A 15674-nucleotide genomic window follows, 5' to 3' on the forward strand; every position below is an offset into this window, starting at 1 on the left:
GCATGACTGCACCCACCCCCGTCATGGCCGGTCTGGTCCCGCCAGACGGCGATACAGCCCCGACGAGGCAGCCCCGACGAGGGCAGCCCCGATGCGGTCCGCACACGCTCCCGCACGCACCCTTTGGTGATTCGTCACCCCGGCCCGCTGCCGGTTCCTGCGTCCGGCGAGGCGGACCCGCACCATTTGGCGCAACCGCAAGTGTTGCGTGCAGTTTTCCCGCGCTCCGCCGCGCGGCCTTGCCTTGCCGGCGGCGCGAGCGTCTAAGCTCCCGGCCCGGGAGGGCCGCATGCGTTTCATCCATTCGTCGGACTGGCAATTGGGCAAGCCGTTCGGGCGCGCGCCGGAAGAGGCCCGCGCGGCCCTTCAGGAAGCCCGCCTCGGCGCCATAGACGCCCTCGCCCGCGCCGCGCAGGCCCACGACGCGCCGCTGGTGCTGGTGGCAGGCGACGTGTTCGACAGCGCCGAGCCCGGCGACCGGGTCTACCGGCAGGCGCTCTCGCGCATGCGGCAAGCGGCGAACGTCACCTTCGTGCTGCTGCCCGGCAACCACGACCCCCTCCGCGCCGACGGCCTGTGGACCCGTCTCAAGGCGGAGACGCCGCCCAACGTCATCGCCGCCATCGCGGCCGAGCCCATCGCCCTCGGCGAAGCCGCCGTGCTGCTGCCGGCCCCGCTCACCCACAAGCGCAGCCTCTCCGATCCCACGGCGTGGTTCGATGCGGCGGAAACACCGCCCGGCGCGCTGCGCATCGGGCTGGCCCATGGCTCGGTGCAGGCCTTCGGCTCCGATCCCGACACCAACCTCCTCGCCCCCGACCGCGCCCGGCGCGCCGGCCTCGCCTATCTGGCGCTGGGCGACTGGCACGGGCGGCTCAGAATAGACGAGCGCACCCACTACAGCGGCACGCCGGAGCCGGACGATTTCGGCCGCGAGGCCACGGGCCTTGCCCTGCTGGTGGAACTGGCCGGCCCCGGCGCGCCGCCTCAGGTCACCGACCTTGCCATCGGCCGCCACCACTGGATCGAGGCTGACTGGAACCTCGCCGCAGCCTCGGATCTCGACGCGCTCACGGCCGGCCTTGCCCCAGCGATCGCGCGGCAGGACGTGGTGGCGCGGCTGCACGTGAGTGGCCTCCTCTCCCTCGGCGACAAGGTGGCGGTACGCCGCCGGCTGGAGGACGGCCTCGCCCACGAGCTGCGCTGGCTGGACCTCGACCTCGGCGGCCTCGTCACCCGCCCCACCGACACCGACCTTGCCGAAATCGACGCCTTCGGCGACCTGCGCGCTGCCGCCGAGCGCCTCAACGCCATGGCGGCCGAAGGCGGCGCCGAGGGGCGCCTCGCCGCTGCCGCGCTGGAGCGGCTCTACGTGGAGCATCATCGGGCCCAGCGGCCGGGAGAGGCCTGATGCGCATCCGCCGCCTGACCATCGAGAATTTCCGCAAGTTCCGCTCTCCGGTGGTGCTGGAGGGCTTCGCCGACGGGCTCAACCTCGTCTGTGAGCCCAACGAGACCGGCAAGTCTACCGTGCTCGACGCCCTGCGCGCCGCCCTGTTCGAGCGCCACAGCGCCAAGAGCGACCGCATCCGCTCATTCCGCCCTCAGGGCGACGAGGTGGCGCCGACGGTGGATCTCGCCTTCGATGTTGGCGGCGGGGAATGGCGCCTGTCAAAGCGCTTCCTGGCTGCGCCGCAGGTGACACTGGAAGGACCGGACGGGCGCTTCTCCTCGGACGCCGCGGAAGAAAAGCTCCAGACGCTGCTCGGCTTCAACCGCGCCGGCAATCGCGGCGCTGACGATGAAAGCCGCGGTGCCCTCGGCCTGTTGTGGGTGGAACAGGGCCTGTCCTTCCAGCTCGGCGCCCCCGCCGAGACCGCCCGGCGCTCGCTGGAAGAAGCACTGGCCGGAGAGGTGGGTGCGGTGACCGGCGGGCGGCGGGCGAAGGCCGTGGTCCAGCAGGTGGAAAAGAGCCTTTCCGATTTCCTGACCGCCACCGGCCGCGCCACCGGCCGCCTGAAGCAGGCACAGGAAACGGCCGATGCCGCCCGCCTCCGGGCCGACGAGGCACGGCGCGAGCTGACCCAGTTCGAGGGCCTGCTGGAGCGGCTGGAAGCCAAGCGCAACGAACAGCGCCGGCTCGTCCGCGACATGGAAGACCCCGAGATCGACGCCGAGCTCAAGCGGCTCGGCGAGGACATCGACCGCGCCAAGGCGGCGGGACAGGCCCTGCGCATCGCCGATCTCGCGGCACAGAAGACCACGAGCGAGCGCGCCGCGCTGGAAACCCGCACCACCGGCCGCGCGCAGATGCGCGACGCCCTCGCCCGGGCCGAGGCGGCGGCACGCAAGGCGGCCGCTGATGTCGCCGACCATTCCGAGGCCATGGCGCGCGCCCGGACTGCCGAGCAGGACGCCGCCGCCGCCCTGGAGCACGCCCGTACCGAGCTGCGCATCGCCGAGGATGCGCGCGACACCGCCCGCACCGAGCGCGATGCCAATGAGCGCCGCCGCATGCTCGTCGCCGCCTTCGCCCGGCTGGAGCGGGCCGAGGCGCTGGCCGGCGATATCCGAGTCCGCGAGGCCCGCATCGCCGCCGAGCGCATGGACGAGGCGGCCATGAACCGCCTGCGCCAGCTGGAAGACGCCGTCGGCGCCGCCCGCGCCGCCGTGGAGGCAGGCGCCGCCACCTTGCAGGTGGCGCTGGAGCCGAGCGCGCCGGACATTCTCATGGATGGCGTGCCCCTCGCGGACGGCGCCACGGTGCGCCTCAGCCGCCCCATGGTGCTCGCCGTCCCCGGCGTCGGCAGCTTCACCCTCACCCCGCCCGCCAGCGGCGCGCCCGCCCTCGCCGGGCTTGAAAACGCCCAGCGCAAGCTCACAGATTTCCTCGCCGCGTGCGGCCATCCCACACCGGCCGCTGCGCGCGCGGCGGCGCGGGCGCGGGCCATCGACGAGGCGGAGCTGCTGGGGCTCCGCACCCGGCTGAAGGCCGAATGCCCGGCCGATACCGCCCTCGGCATCCCGGCGGGCCTCGACCCGCTGCGCGGGGCGCTTTCCGGCCGCACCGCTCCAGCGCCGGAAGCGAAGGAAGCCCCGGCGGGCCTTGCCGACCTTGAAACCCGCACCCGCGCCCTGCGCACCGCCGAAACCGAGGCTGCGGCCCGGCGCGAGGCCCTGCTGGAGGGGCTAAAGAGCGCCCAGCAACGGGAAATGGCCCTCGCCACCGCGCTGGAGCGCGCCGAGGGCGACCGGCTCCGGCGGACCGACGACATCGCCGCCGAGACGCTCGATCTTAACGATGCCGACCTTGCGGTCGCGCTGGACGCGGCACGCACCGCCGAGGGCCGCGCCCTCATGGATCGCGAGGCGGCCCAGCGCGCCGCCGGGGTGCTGGACGAGGCCACCCTCGTGCGCAAGCGCGACGCGCTCCACAAGCGCCGCGAGACCCTGCAGGGCCAGCTGCCGGCCCTCGCCGGCGAGGTGGCCCGGCTGGAAGAACAGGCCAAGACCCTGGGCGGCGAAGGCCCTGCAAGCCGTGCTGCCGCCGCGACCGAAGAGGCGGACGCGGCCGAGGCCGCCTTCCAGCGCCTGAAGCAGGAGGCGGACACGCTGGCACTCCTGCTCAAGGTATTGAAGGAGACCCAGCAGGAGGCCGCGCGGCGCTATCTGGAGCCTGTCACCCGCCGCATCGAGCCCTATGTGCGCCGACTGCTGCCCAACGCGAGCCTCGCCTTCGGCGAGACCCTGCGGCCGGAGGCGCTCAGCCGCGGCGGGCGCGAGGAGGCGGCGGACCTGCTCAGCAAGGGCACGCAGGAGCAGATCGCCATCCTGACGCGCATCGCCTTCGCGGACCTGCTGATCGCCAAGGGCAAGCCGGCTTCCCTCGTGCTCGACGACGCCCTCGTCTTCGCCGACGACGACCGCTTCGACACCATGATGGAGATCCTCACCGAGGCGGCCACCCGCATGCAGGTGGTGATCCTGAGCTGCCGCGCCTCCGCCTATCGCGGCGTGGACGCCACCCGCCTCGCCATCCGCGAGGGGCGGTAGGGCCGCGAAGCGCTCAATAAGGCAGGATGGAGCGGGCGATGGGAATCGAACCCACGACATACAGCTTGGGAAGCTGTCGTTCTACCACTGAACTACGCCCGCGCGCCGGGCGACCATAATCGCAGGCACCCTTCTCCAGCAAGGGCGTTGCGCGAAATACCCACCGTCTGGAGGGGATGCCCCCCGTATGCCGCGAAACGGTACCCAATGCGCCTCATATGGCTCTATGGTTGGCGCAATATTCTAATCCCCCAGCTCCGGCCGTCCCGCCCATGACCGTGCATCACAAGACCCCCCACGCCTTCAAGGCCGTGTTCCAGACCTTCGACGACCTCGCCGACAGCGCGGCCGGTCCTGCCCGGCTCGCCGCGCTGCGGGCGGAACTCGCCCGGCTGAACGTGGACGGCTACGTGGTGCCGCGCGCCGACGCGCACCAGAACGAATATGTGCCGGCCTGCGAGGAACGCCTCGCCTTCCTCACCGGTTTCACCGGCTCGGCAGGCACGGTGATCGTGCTTGAGGACACTGCCGCCCTGTTCGTGGACGGGCGCTACACCCTCCAGGCTCCCGCCCAGGTGGACACGGCGGCGTTCACAGTGGTTCCGCTGTCGCAGACTCGACCGGAGGCGTGGGTCGAGGCGAACCTCGCCCGTGGCGCACGGCTGGCCTTCGATCCCTGGCGCACCACCATCGATGGCCGCGACCGGCTGGCCAAGGCGGTGGGCGCGGCCGGCGGCATCCTCGTGCCGCTGGAGGCCGACCCCTTCACCGCCATCTGGCCCGACCGGCCCGAGCCGCCCCGCGCGCCGGTGCGCCTGCTCGACCTGTCCGTGGCCGGCGAGGATACGGCGGCCAAGCTCCGGCGCGTTCAGGAGAAGCTCACCGAAGCCAAGCTCGACGGGGCGATGATCTCCGATCCCCATGGCGCGGCCTGGCTGTTCAACATGCGCGGCGGCGACGTCGCCCACACGCCGCTGCCGCTGGCCTGGTGCATCGTGCCGCGCGAGGGACTGCCGGACCTCTTCCTCGAACCGCTCAAACTCTCCCACGAGGTCCGCGCGGCGCTGGCCGGGCATGCCCGGCTCCACGGCACCGGCGACCTCGACGCCGTGCTCGCCGCCTTCGCCAAGGACCGCAAGGTCCGGCTGGACCAGGCCACGGCGCCGGTGCGGCTGGCCGGCCTCATCGAGGCGGCAGGTGGCACCGTGGACAAGGGCGCCGACCCAATCGCCTTGCTGAAGGCGTCCAAGAACCCGGCCGAGATCGCCGGTATGCGCGCCGCCCATGTGCGCGACGGCCTCGCCCTCGCCCGTTTCCTGGCGTGGTTCGACGCCGAGGCGCCGAAGGGCCATCTCACCGAGATCGAGGCGGTGGAGGCACTGGAGACCTTCCGGCGTGGCACCGGCAACCTCACGGACGTTTCCTTCCCCACCATCGCCGGAGCGGGGGAGAACGGCGCCATCGTGCATTATCGCGTCACCCGCAAGACCAACCGGGCCATCCATCCCGGCGAATTGTTCCTGCTGGATTCCGGCGCCCAATATCCGGACGGCACCACCGACATCACCCGCACCCTCGCGGTGGGCACGCCCACGGCAGAGATGCGCCGCCACTACACGCTGGTGCTGAAGGGTCATCTGGCCCTGAGCCGGGCGGTGTTTCCGCAAGGCATCACCGGGGCCCAGCTCGATCCGCTGGCGCGGCAATATCTGTGGGCGGCGGGGCTGGATTTCGACCACGGCACCGGCCATGGCGTGGGCGCCGGCCTGTCGGTGCATGAAGGCCCGGCGCGCATTTCCCAGCTCGGGCACCTGGCTCTGGCGGAGGGCATGATCCTCTCCAACGAGCCGGGCTATTACCGCACCGGGGCCTACGGCATCCGCATCGAGAACCTGATTTTGGTGGAGCCGCGGAGCGTGGAGGGCGCGGAGAAGCCGTGCCTCGGCTTCTCGACCCTCACGCTGGTGCCCTACGACCGCCGTCTCATCGACCTCGGCCTGCTGGATGGCGCCGAGCGGGAGCAGGTGGACGCCTATCACGCGCTGGTGGCCGAAGCGCTCGCCGGCGACCTTAACGAGGTCGAGCGGAACTGGCTGGCGCAGGCCACGGCACCGCTCTGACCACCCACGGGCTGGCGTCCGCTTCTGGCACGCGCCGCACGCCGGCATTCGCCATACTGCCACGGCATGACGCACACCCGAGCGGAACCTCCGCCATCCGGCCGCGTTCATAAAGCGCGGCAGACGATGCGCCGCGCTCAGATCAAGCCAAGCGACTGCGCCCTCGGGCCAGCCCGAACGCGGGCCGGCGACGCGTGCGCGCGTCGTGACAGGGAGGCCCGCCCGTGTCCACAATCCTCATCATCATCCTGATCCTGATTCTCGTCGGCGCGCTGCCCAATTGGGGTTACAGCCGCGGCTGGGGCTATGGACCCGGCGGCATTGTCGGCGTGCTGCTGATCATCGTGATCGTTCTGGCACTGACGGGACGGCTCTGATCGTCCGCAGCCTTGAGGAGGCCATTCCGGCCTGCCGCCTTTACGTACCGGGTCCAGCCCGGCACATGGCAGGCTTTTGGTGACAACGCGCCGGCGGATCCGCCGGCGCATTGCTGGCATCAGGCCACCTTTTCGATGACCCGGCCCAGCTTCTCCACCAGCTCGCCCACCTGATCCTTCGAGATGATGAGCGGCGGCGTCACCACCAGCGTGTCGCCGGCGATGCGCATCATCAGGCCCTCCTCGTGGAAGGCCCGCTCCAGCGCCTCGTAGCCCTTCAGGCCCGGAGCCCCTTCCTTGGGGGCGAGGTCCACGGCGCCGGTGATGCCCACCGTGCGGATGTCGAGAACGCCGGGCTTGTCCTTCAGGCTCATCATCGCGTCGGCGAAGAAGGGCTCCAGCGCCCGGGCATGGGTGAAGGTGTGCTCCTTGGCGTAGAGGTCGAGGGTGGCAAGACCCGCCGCGCAGGCCAGGGGATGGGCCGAATAGGTATAGCCGTGGAATAGCTCCACCACGTGCTCCGGTCCCTTCATGAAGGCATCATGGATGCCCTTGCGCACCAGCACGCCGCCCATGGGCACGGCGCCCGCCGTGATGCCCTTGGCGAAGGTGATCATGTCCGGCACCACACCGTAGCGCTCGGCGGCGAAAGCATGGCCGAGGCGGCCGAAGCCGGTGATGACCTCGTCGAAGATGAGCAGGATGCCGTACTTGTCGCAAATCTCGCGCAGCCGCTTGAGATAGCCCTTGGGCGTGGGCAGCACGCCGGTGGAGCCGCCCATGGGCTCCACGATCACCGAGGCGATGGTGGAGGCGTCGTGCAGGGCGACGATGCGCTCCAGCTCATCGGCGAAGTGCGCGCCGTAGTCCGGCTCACCCTTGGTGAAGGCCTGATGCTCCCGGTCATAGGTCGAGCGCAGGTGATCGACGCCGGTGAGCATGGTGCCGAAGGTCCGGCGATTCGACACGATGCCGCCCACCGAGATGCCGCCGAAGCCCACCCCGTGATAGCCGCGCTCGCGGCCGATGAGGCGGGTGCGGGTGCCGGCGCCCGTGGTCTGGTGGTAGGCGAGCGCGATCTTCAGCGCGGTGTCCACCGCCTCCGAGCCGGAATTGCAGAAGAACACGTGGTCGAGATCGCCCGGCGCGAGGTCCGCGATGCGGCTGGCGAGGCGAAACGCCTGGGGGTGGCCGTACTGGAAGGTGGGGGCGAAATCCACCTCGGTGGCGGCCTGGCGGATGGCCTCCACGATGGGCTCGCGGTTATGGCCGGGATTGACGCACCACAGCCCGGCGCAGCCGTCGAGAATGGCGCGACCTTCCGGGGTGTAATAGTGCATGTCCTTGGCCCGGGAGACGAGCCGCGGTCGCTTCTTGAACGAACGGTTGGAGGTGAACGGCATCCAGAAAGCGTCGAGATCGTTGGGAATCGCGTCCGCACCCACGCCCGCGCCTTCGGTAACCAGATCGTCCAGAGCCATGATGAAACCTCTCCCGCGCGGCGGCAGCTTCAGGCGGGATCGGGCCTTCCGGCTGCCATTCTTCGGCCGCGTCGGTGCGGAAGCTAGCAGTGCGCGTGGCCGCTGGAAACACTGGAACGGAATACTTCTCGACCACGTGACATGTGACCCGCTTCGGACGCTGAACACGACTGCGTTCAAGGGATTAGCGGGCGATTCACCGTCTCCCGGGAAACTGCTGCGTTTTCGATGGAGACGGGTCAAGCATGAGGGAACGTTGGAGCGGAGCCCCTTGCACGCGCCAGTGTTCTGACCCAAAAAGATTGTGACCGTGCGTAAGGATGGTATATTGGTAGAGCGGACGCCAAAGGGCTGCGAGCCGGAAGCCGTCATGGACCTTGACCATTCGGCACCCCCGGAAGACATGCCGCCAGGCGACAACGAGGCGCTCCTCGTTCGCGCCGCGCTGGAGCGTGTGCTCGCGGCTCCGGATTTTGCCGCCTCACCGCGCCTCGCGGCCTTCCTGCGTTTCGTCGTGGAGGCGACCCTGGATGGGCGCGCCGACGAGATCAAGGGCTACACCATCGCCGTGGAAGCCCTGGGCCGCCCGCCCTCCTTCGATCCCCAGTCCGATCCCATCGTGCGGGTGGAGGCGACCCGGCTGAGGCGCGCGCTGGAGCGCTATTACACCACCGTGGGTGCCGAGGACCCGCTGGTCATCGACATTCCCAAGGGGGGCTATGTCCCCCTGTTTCGGCCCCGCACCGACCCGCCGGCCGAGCCAGCGCCGGCCGAGCCGGAACCGCAGCCCGCGCCAATCGCCCCGGAGGCGCCGCGTCCCACTCCGACCTGGCAGCGCACCTGGCCGCGGATGGCCGCCGCCGCGCTGGCCGTGGTGCTGATCGCGGGGCTCGGCCTGCTCGCGCCGCGCCTCAGCCCGTTCAAGTCCGATCACGGGGCCGCGCTGGCGGACCGCATCCGCCTGCCGGTGGTGGAGGTCCGCCCGTTCGAGGCATCCGGCCCCGGCGCGCCGGCGGACGCCGAATTGCGCGCCATCGAGGAGCAGATGCGCGACGCCTTCGCCCGCTTCGACTTCGTGGAGGTGAAGGCCGCCAGCGCCACCACCCACGAATCCGGGGTGCCCGAAATCTGCTCCGGCCCGCAGTCGCGCTCGGTGTTCGCCCTCGCCGGCCTCGCCGAAGGTCGCACCGACGGCACCTTCTCCCTGATCACCCGGGTGATCGACCGCTGCGACGGCTCGATCATCTGGTCGGCCTCCGTCGACGGCCTCGCGCAGGGAACGGCCCTTGGGACAAGCGAGCGACGGGTGGTGCACGATGTCGCCATCGCCATCATGGAAAGCTACGGTGTCATCCCGGTCCGGGCGCGGGCGCAGGCCCTGGCGAAGGCCCCCGGCTCCGGCTACGGCTGCATCGCTTCCGCCATCGCCTATATTCGCGGAGATCCCCAGGGACAGCGCGGCAACGGCACTGCGTGCCTGGCCGAGCTCACCAGGCAGGAGCGCGATTTCGCCCTCGGCTATGCGGTGCGGGCAACGGCGCAGCTCTACGCCACCCTGCACGACGACACGCCCAATCCCACCGCCGAGGAAATGGAGGAATTCCTCGACGAGGCGGAACGGGCGGCGGAGCTCGCCCCGGCAAGCGCCTATGCCGCCCGCACGCTCGCTCTGGTGCAGCTCTTCGCCGGTGAGCCGGACGACGCCATCACAACCGCCGAGAAGGCGCTAAAGCTCAATCCGCTCGATTTCGACGTGGCGGCGACGGTGGCCAGCGTGTTCATCGGCGCCGGTCGCGTGGAGGAAGGCGAAGGGATGCTCATGCGCGCGCGGCGCGAAGGCGCGGTGCGCACCAATCTCCAGGATGCGTTCCTGGGCATGGCCGCCTTTATGCGGGACGATGTCCTCGCCGCGCAGGCACTGGTGCCGCAGCTCACCCTGCACTCCGCCATCGAGAACAAGCTCGCGCTCGCGCTCTGCCTCCACACCCTCGGCCGCATGAGCGACGAGCGGGAAGTGGTCGGCGCGTTGCTCCATCGCATGCCGGACGGAGCGGAAGGCGTGCGCCGTCTCGTCCGACGGATGCTACCGGCGCCCGGGCTGGCCGACAAAGCCCTCGCGGCCCTGGAGACCGCGGGCCTCTCTCGCGAGGCTGTGGCCGGGAAGCCGCCGCGGGGATAGACGCTGCCGCTTGCGAATCAGATGCAGGTTCGCGCCGGAAGCTGTGCTCGACCAAAACCCGAAGCAGGTGCACGCCATACGTGCCGTAATGCGAGACCAAAACTGCAGGGAACCCGGGCCAGCCGTAGTTCAACATGCACTACCTGTTAATTGGCATGGAAATCGCGGCAAAAGCCCGCGCCGGCATCCGCCCTCAGGGACTGCCCATGCTTGCGGCCAGCGGCTACCTCAATGATTCCATGCGTCAAGCCGGGGGGGGGCCGGAGATGTTACCAGCGGCATATGTTACCCGTCAGTACCTTCACGTCGGCCGCGGATTCACCTAAAATGCTCTGAGTTCTTGTTTTCATGCCTTTTCACCCTGCAGTATCCTAACTTAACTCCGTCCTGAAACGCTGCAGAGACCGGATCGGCAGCGTGGTCTAGTATGGCCATCGGGTCTTCTTGCCATAACATTTTACCACGAACAGATGCCATGATTGTAAATCCTTCGGCCCTCCAGACCGACCGGCGCACCTGCGTTCTGGTCTGCGACCCGGAATCGGACGTGCGCACCATGATGCGTGCCGCGTTCGCCCGGCGCGATGCCTTGCATGTGCTGGAAGCGGAGGATCTCGCTGCGGCCTTGCCCCTGGCGCCGCGCTGCGCGTCCATCCTGCTGGCGGCGGACCACCCGGAAGAGGCGACCCGGCGGCTGCGGGCTGCGGGCTTTGGCGGAACGCTGGTGGTGGCGCTGGCCTGTGGCGCTTCGGTGGGGGATGCTGTTGGGGCCATGCGCGCCGGCGCCGACGACGTGGTGATCAAGCCCATCGGTCCCGAGGACGTGGTGGACCGCCTGCTGGCGTCCACCCCGGCCCGTCGTCCGGAGCGGCGGCGGCGCGACCGGCCGCAACTGCCGCGCAATGGCGACTTCTGCGGCTTCCTCGGCCGCTCGCCGGCCATGCAGGCGGTTTATGAACAGATCGAGCGGCTGGCCGCGTCGCGCGCGCCGGTGTTCGTGACCGGAGAGAGCGGCACCGGCAAGGGCTTGGCTGCGGCTGCCCTTCATGTGGCATCGACCCGGCAGGAAGGCCCCTTCAACGCCCTCAACTGCGCCGCCATCCCGGCGAGCTATCTGGAGCAGGCCGTGTTCGGCCTGACCGGCCCCGGCGCCATCGAGCGCGCCCACGGCGGCACGCTGCTGATCGAGGAGGTGTCGGAGCTGAACAGCGCCACCCAAAGCAAGCTGCTCCATTTCCTGGAGAAAGGCCGCTTCCGCCGGGCCGGCGAGACGGACGAGCGCACCAGCGACGTGCGTCTGATCTGCGCCACGGTCCGCGATCCGCTGGAGGACGTGCGTGTCGGCCGCCTGCGCGAAGACCTGTTCTACCGGCTGAACGTCCTCACCCTGGCCCTGCCGCCGCTGCGCGAGCGCGACGACGACGTGATTCTCCTTGCGGAAGCCTTCCTGGCCCGCTTCGCCGGCGAAGAAGGCCGGCCCATTTCCCGGCTCGGCCCCGGCGCGGCCGAGGTGCTGCGGGCCCGCAGCTTCCCCGGCAACGTGCGGGAACTGCAGAACCTGATGCGGCGGGCCGTCATTCTCGGCGACGGCGGATTGCTCGGACCCGAGCTGTTCGAGGAGACCGAGCCGGCGCAGCCGGAGGAGGCGCCCCGCACCCAGTTGGCCGCCATGCTGATCGACGCCGCGCAAGGCGGCACGTTCGGCCGGGTCGAGCCCTTCGCCGTCGTGGAGCGGCGGGTGATCGAGGCAGCCATCGCCGCCTTTGACGGCAACATCCCGCTGGCCGCCGCGGCCCTCGACCTCAGCCCCTCCACCCTCTACCGCAAGAAACTCGCCTGGCAGGACCGGCGCCGGCTCTCGTGAGAGAGAGGCCGACGCCTGCGTGAGGCGATCCTGCCAGAGGATCGCTGCCTCGGAGTTGCCCGCCTCAGAGAATGAAACGGCTCAGGTCGGCGTTGCGGGCAAGGTCGGCGACGCGGGAGCGCACATATTCCGCATCCACCACCACCGTCTCGCCGGAGCGGTCGGGCGCGGAGAAGGACAGGTCGTCCAGCACCCGCTCGATGACGGTCTGGAGCCGCCGGGCGCCGATGTTCTCCACATTGGAATTCACCTCCACCGCCGCGTCGGCGATGGCCTCCACCGCGTCGGTGGTGATGGTGAGGGTCACGCCCTCGGTGCCCATGAGCGCCACCGACTGCTTGACCAGGCTCGCCTCGGTCTCGGTGAGGATGCGCACGAAGTCGGCGCGGGTCAGCGCCTCCAGCTCCACGCGGATGGGCAGGCGGCCCTGAAGCTCCGGCAGCAGGTCCGACGGCTTGGAGACGTGGAAGGCGCCGGAGGCGATGAACAGGATGTGGTCGGTCTTAACCGGCCCGTGCTTGGTGGAAACCGTGGTGCCCTCGATGAGGGGGAGCAGGTCGCGCTGCACACCCTCGCGGGAGACATCCGCGCCCGAGCGGCCCTCGCGGCCAGCGATCTTGTCGATCTCGTCGAGGAAGACGATGCCGTTGTTCTCCACCTGGTGGATCGCATCCTGGACGATGGCGTCCTGGTCGATCAGCTTGTCCGCCTCCTCGGCGAGCAGGAGAGGATGGGCCTCCTTCACATTGACGCGGCGCGGCTTGGAGCGGCCACCGAAGGCCTTGCCCAGCATGTCGCCCAGATTGACGGCGCCCATCTGGGTGCCGGGCATGCCGGGAATCTCGAACATGGGCATGCCCTGCCCGCCGGCCTGCACCTCGATCTCCACTTCCTTGTCGTCCAGCTCGCCCGCGCGCAGGCGCTTGCGGAAGGCGTCGCGGGTGGCGGGGGAGGCGGTGGCGCCCACCAGGGCGTCGAGCACCCGGTTCTCGGCGGCGAGATGGGCCTTGGCCTGCACATCCTTGCGCCGCGCCTCGCGCACCAGGCCGATGCCCACCTCCACGAGGTCGCGCACGATCTGCTCCACGTCGCGGCCCACATAGCCCACTTCCGTGAACTTGGTGGCTTCCACCTTGAGGAAGGGCGCGCCGGCAAGCCGGGCGAGGCGGCGGGAAATCTCGGTCTTGCCGACGCCCGTGGGGCCGATCATGAGGATGTTCTTGGGCAGCACCTCCTCGCGCAGCTTGTCGTCCAGCTGCTGGCGCCGCCACCGGTTGCGCAGGGCGATGGCCACCGCCCTCTTCGCATTGGCCTGGCCGACGATGTGGCGGTCCAACTCGGAGACGATCTCGCGGGGGGAAAAGTCGCTCATCAAGGGTCGCTCTTGGAATCTGGTGGCGTTCGGGTCGCGGTCGCTCGCGCCGCCGGGGCGCGGGCGGGGCCTCAGGCGCCGATGGTTTCCACCACGATGTTGCGGTTGGTGTAGACGCAGATGTCGGCGGCGATCTCCAGCGAGCGGCGCACGATGGCTTCCGGGTCCTCCTCGCGATCCAGCAGCGCCCGCGCGGCGGCCAGCGCGAACATGCCGCCCGAGCCGATGCCGGCCACTCCCACCTCCGGCTCCAGAACGTCGCCGGTGCCGGTGAGCACGAGGGAGATGGAGGCATCCGCCACGATCATCATGGCTTCGAGCCGGCGCAGGTAGCGGTCGGTGCGCCAGTCCTTGGCGAGTTCCACGGCAGCGCGCTGGAGCTGGCCGGGATATTGCTCCAGCTTGGCTTCCAGGCGCTCGAACAGGGTGAAGGCATCCGCCGTGGCGCCGGCGAAGCCACCGATCACGTCCCCCCTGCCGAGCCGGCGCACCTTGCGCGCATTGGATTTCAGCACGGTCTGGCCGAGCGTCACCTGCCCATCGCCGGCGATGGCGACGCGGCTGCCCTTGCGGACGGTGACGATGGTGGTTCCGTAAATGGTATCCGGGGAATGCTGCATGAAAAGCTCCGCTCGGGGCCTTACTTAGGGCGTTCCGGCGCGGACGCAACCGAGTGGCAGCATTCTCCCCAGTCAGCTGCCCTTCAGGAAGGCGCGGACGGTGGTGGCGAAATTCTCCGGGGCCTCCACCATGGGGCAGTGACCGCTGTCGAGAATCTCGTCCAGCGCCGCGCCGTGGATGCCGTTCGCGAGCTCCCGCACCATGTGGGGCGAGAACATGCGGTCATCGTCGCAATAGATGGCCAGGGTCGGCGCCGAGATGCGGCCGAGCCGCGCCACGGTGTCCACCTTGGTGCACACGTCGAGCTGACGCAGGAAGGCATCCTTCTCCTGGTAGAGCCCGGCATCGAGGGATTGCTGCACCGCAGCAAAAAGCGGGATCTTCTTCAGAGTGCCCATGCCCAGCACGAAGCTGGTGAGCGCCGCGCCGAAGGTCAGCTCATCGTCGAGCTGGAGCCGCAGCTCCTTGAGCAGGCGCATGATCTCGGTGGTGTAGAGATCGTTCTGGGCAATGGTGTTGGAGAGCACCAGCCGGTCCACGCGCTGCGGCGCCATGAGGGCCAGCTCCTGGGCGATCATCCCCCCCATGGAATGACCGATGACATGCGCTTTCGGGACACCCGCCGCGTCAAGCACGGCGAGGGCATCGCGCGCCATGTCGGCGGCGTCATACGGGCCCTTGGCCCGCGCGCTCTTGCCGATGTCGCGGTTGTCGAACTCGATGAGGGTGAAGCCCGCGAGCAGCGGCCGCGCCAGCGCCCAGAACGAGCGCTCGGCGGACAGGCCGGAAATGATCAGGACCGGCGGCCCCTCCCCGCTCACCTGATAGGCAAGTTCGAGCCCGTCGTTCTGCGTCGTCGGCATTGGCATCCCTCATGCGCTGGCACTGGTGCTATGCCACATCCGCCGGGGCCCGGCGACGAGACGATCAGACGCCGGAAACGTCATCTCTTCGCCATATGGCGTCGCAGCGAGGTTGCTGATAGAACCCGCGGCCTTGGAGGAGTTCCATGCGCAAGGCCGACATCGTCCGCGAAACCAAGGAGACCCGCGTCGCCCTCACCGTCGATCTCGACGGAACGGGCCGCTCTGCCATCTCCACCGGGATCGGCTTCCTGGACCATATGCTGGACCTGTTGGCCCGGCACGCCCGCTTTGACCTTGAGATCAAGGCCGACGGCGACCTCCATGTGGATTTTCACCACACCACCGAGGATGTGGGCATCGTGCTCGGCCAGGCGCTGAAGAAGGCGCTCGGCGACATGCGCGGCATCACCCGCTACGCCGACGTGCTGCTGCCCATGGACGAGACGCTGACCCGCGTCGCCCTCGACATTTCGGGCCGGCCGTTCCTGGTGTTCCGCACCGAATTCGCGGTGCCCAAGATCGGCGAGTTCGACACCGAGCTGGTGCGTGAGTTCTTCCAGGCCTTCGCCTCCAGCGCCGGGGTGACCCTGCATGTGGAGACCCTGTATGGCGTGAACGCCCACCACATCGCGGAAAGCTGCTTCAAGGGCCTTGCCCGGGTGCTGCGGGCGGCGGTGGCGGTGGACCCGGCGGCGGCGGGGGAGATCCCCTCCACCAAGGGCGCGCTGGGAACCTGAGGAG

Annotated in this window: 11 protein-coding genes and 1 tRNA gene; 7 read left to right on the forward strand and 5 right to left on the reverse strand. The window is 69.7% G+C overall.

Features of this window, described 5'->3' with window-relative positions:
• Window positions 1-289 precede the first annotated feature (289 nt).
• Window positions 290-1411 (forward strand): metallophosphoesterase family protein, encoded by a 1122-nt coding sequence (locus tag V5F66_RS16405; protein ID WP_393999475.1) that lies wholly within the window; start codon window positions 290-292, stop codon window positions 1409-1411.
• Window positions 1411-4053 carry an AAA family ATPase gene (locus V5F66_RS16410; RefSeq protein ID WP_394094267.1) on the forward strand — a complete coding sequence of 881 codons (2643 nt, stop codon included), beginning with the start codon at window positions 1411-1413 and terminating at the stop codon, window positions 4051-4053. Before V5F66_RS16405 ends, V5F66_RS16410 begins: the two co-directional genes overlap by 1 nt.
• 27 nt (window positions 4054-4080) lie before the next feature.
• On the opposite strand, the gene V5F66_RS16415 is transcribed toward V5F66_RS16410, so the two are convergent.
• Window positions 4081-4155, reverse strand: a tRNA-Gly gene (locus V5F66_RS16415).
• Window positions 4156-4325: 170 nt separating this feature from the next.
• On the opposite strand from V5F66_RS16415, the gene V5F66_RS16420 reads away from it, so the two are divergent.
• Both V5F66_RS16420 and V5F66_RS16425 read left to right on the forward strand, forming a co-directional pair.
• Complete coding sequence (locus V5F66_RS16420) at window positions 4326-6173, forward strand: aminopeptidase P family protein (protein WP_394094268.1); 1848 nt, start codon at window positions 4326-4328, stop codon at window positions 6171-6173.
• 224 nt (window positions 6174-6397) lie between these two features.
• Window positions 6398-6550: a DUF3309 domain-containing protein gene (locus tag V5F66_RS16425; protein WP_012114320.1), complete on the forward strand. Its 153-nt coding sequence runs from the start codon at window positions 6398-6400 to the stop codon at window positions 6548-6550.
• A gap of 119 nt (window positions 6551-6669) precedes the next feature.
• On the opposite strand, the gene aptA is transcribed toward V5F66_RS16425, so the two are convergent.
• Window positions 6670-8031 carry an omega-aminotransferase AptA gene (gene aptA, locus V5F66_RS16430; RefSeq protein WP_394007315.1) on the reverse strand — a complete coding sequence of 454 codons (1362 nt, stop codon included), beginning with the start codon at window positions 8029-8031 and terminating at the stop codon, window positions 6670-6672.
• Between the two features lie 370 nt (window positions 8032-8401).
• Between aptA and V5F66_RS16435 the strand changes: the two genes are divergently transcribed.
• On the forward strand, window positions 8402-10210 hold the full coding sequence (locus tag V5F66_RS16435) for a tetratricopeptide repeat protein (RefSeq protein ID WP_394094269.1): 1809 nt from the start codon (window positions 8402-8404) through the stop codon (window positions 10208-10210).
• A 475-nt stretch (window positions 10211-10685) separates the two neighbouring features.
• Window positions 10686-12074: a sigma-54-dependent transcriptional regulator gene (locus tag V5F66_RS16440; protein ID WP_394094270.1), complete on the forward strand. Its 1389-nt coding sequence runs from the start codon at window positions 10686-10688 to the stop codon at window positions 12072-12074.
• Between the two features lie 64 nt (window positions 12075-12138).
• Here the strand turns inward: V5F66_RS16440 and hslU are convergent, their stop codons facing one another.
• From hslU to V5F66_RS16455, 3 genes are all read right to left on the reverse strand, one after another.
• Window positions 12139-13446, reverse strand: coding sequence for an ATP-dependent protease ATPase subunit HslU (gene hslU, locus V5F66_RS16445; RefSeq protein WP_012114316.1), 1308 nt, complete (start codon window positions 13444-13446; stop codon window positions 12139-12141).
• 71 nt (window positions 13447-13517) lie between these two features.
• Window positions 13518-14066: an ATP-dependent protease subunit HslV gene (gene hslV, locus V5F66_RS16450; RefSeq protein ID WP_012114315.1), complete on the reverse strand. Its 549-nt coding sequence runs from the start codon at window positions 14064-14066 to the stop codon at window positions 13518-13520.
• Between the two features lie 72 nt (window positions 14067-14138).
• The gene (locus V5F66_RS16455; protein ID WP_012114314.1) at window positions 14139-14930 is read right to left on the reverse strand and encodes an alpha/beta fold hydrolase; all 792 of its coding nucleotides are present in this window, start codon (window positions 14928-14930) and stop codon (window positions 14139-14141) included.
• 146 nt (window positions 14931-15076) lie between these two features.
• Here V5F66_RS16455 and hisB point away from each other — a divergent pair, with 146 nt between their 5' ends.
• Window positions 15077-15670 carry an imidazoleglycerol-phosphate dehydratase HisB gene (gene hisB, locus V5F66_RS16460; protein WP_012114313.1) on the forward strand — a complete coding sequence of 198 codons (594 nt, stop codon included), beginning with the start codon at window positions 15077-15079 and terminating at the stop codon, window positions 15668-15670.
• The last annotated feature ends 4 nt before the right edge of the window (window positions 15671-15674 follow it).

This window comes from Xanthobacter versatilis (genome assembly GCF_043193975.1).
GTDB lineage: Bacteria > Pseudomonadota > Alphaproteobacteria > Rhizobiales > Xanthobacteraceae > Xanthobacter > Xanthobacter autotrophicus_E.

Coding starts and splice junctions, on each gene's coding strand:
- V5F66_RS16405 (WP_393999475.1), top strand. CDS start 290: ATGCGTTTCATCCATTCGTCGGACTGGCAATTGGGCAAGCCGTTCGGG.
- V5F66_RS16410 (WP_394094267.1), top strand. CDS start 1,411: ATGCGCATCCGCCGCCTGACCATCGAGAATTTCCGCAAGTTCCGCTCT.
- V5F66_RS16420 (WP_394094268.1), top strand. CDS start 4,326: ATGACCGTGCATCACAAGACCCCCCACGCCTTCAAGGCCGTGTTCCAG.
- aptA (WP_394007315.1), bottom strand. CDS start 8,031: ATGGCTCTGGACGATCTGGTTACCGAAGGCGCGGGCGTGGGTGCGGAC.
- V5F66_RS16435 (WP_394094269.1), top strand. CDS start 8,402: ATGGACCTTGACCATTCGGCACCCCCGGAAGACATGCCGCCAGGCGAC.
- V5F66_RS16440 (WP_394094270.1), top strand. CDS start 10,686: ATGATTGTAAATCCTTCGGCCCTCCAGACCGACCGGCGCACCTGCGTT.
- hslU (WP_012114316.1), bottom strand. CDS start 13,446: ATGAGCGACTTTTCCCCCCGCGAGATCGTCTCCGAGTTGGACCGCCAC.
- hslV (WP_012114315.1), bottom strand. CDS start 14,066: ATGCAGCATTCCCCGGATACCATTTACGGAACCACCATCGTCACCGTC.
- V5F66_RS16455 (WP_012114314.1), bottom strand. CDS start 14,930: ATGCCGACGACGCAGAACGACGGGCTCGAACTTGCCTATCAGGTGAGC.
- hisB (WP_012114313.1), top strand. CDS start 15,077: ATGCGCAAGGCCGACATCGTCCGCGAAACCAAGGAGACCCGCGTCGCC.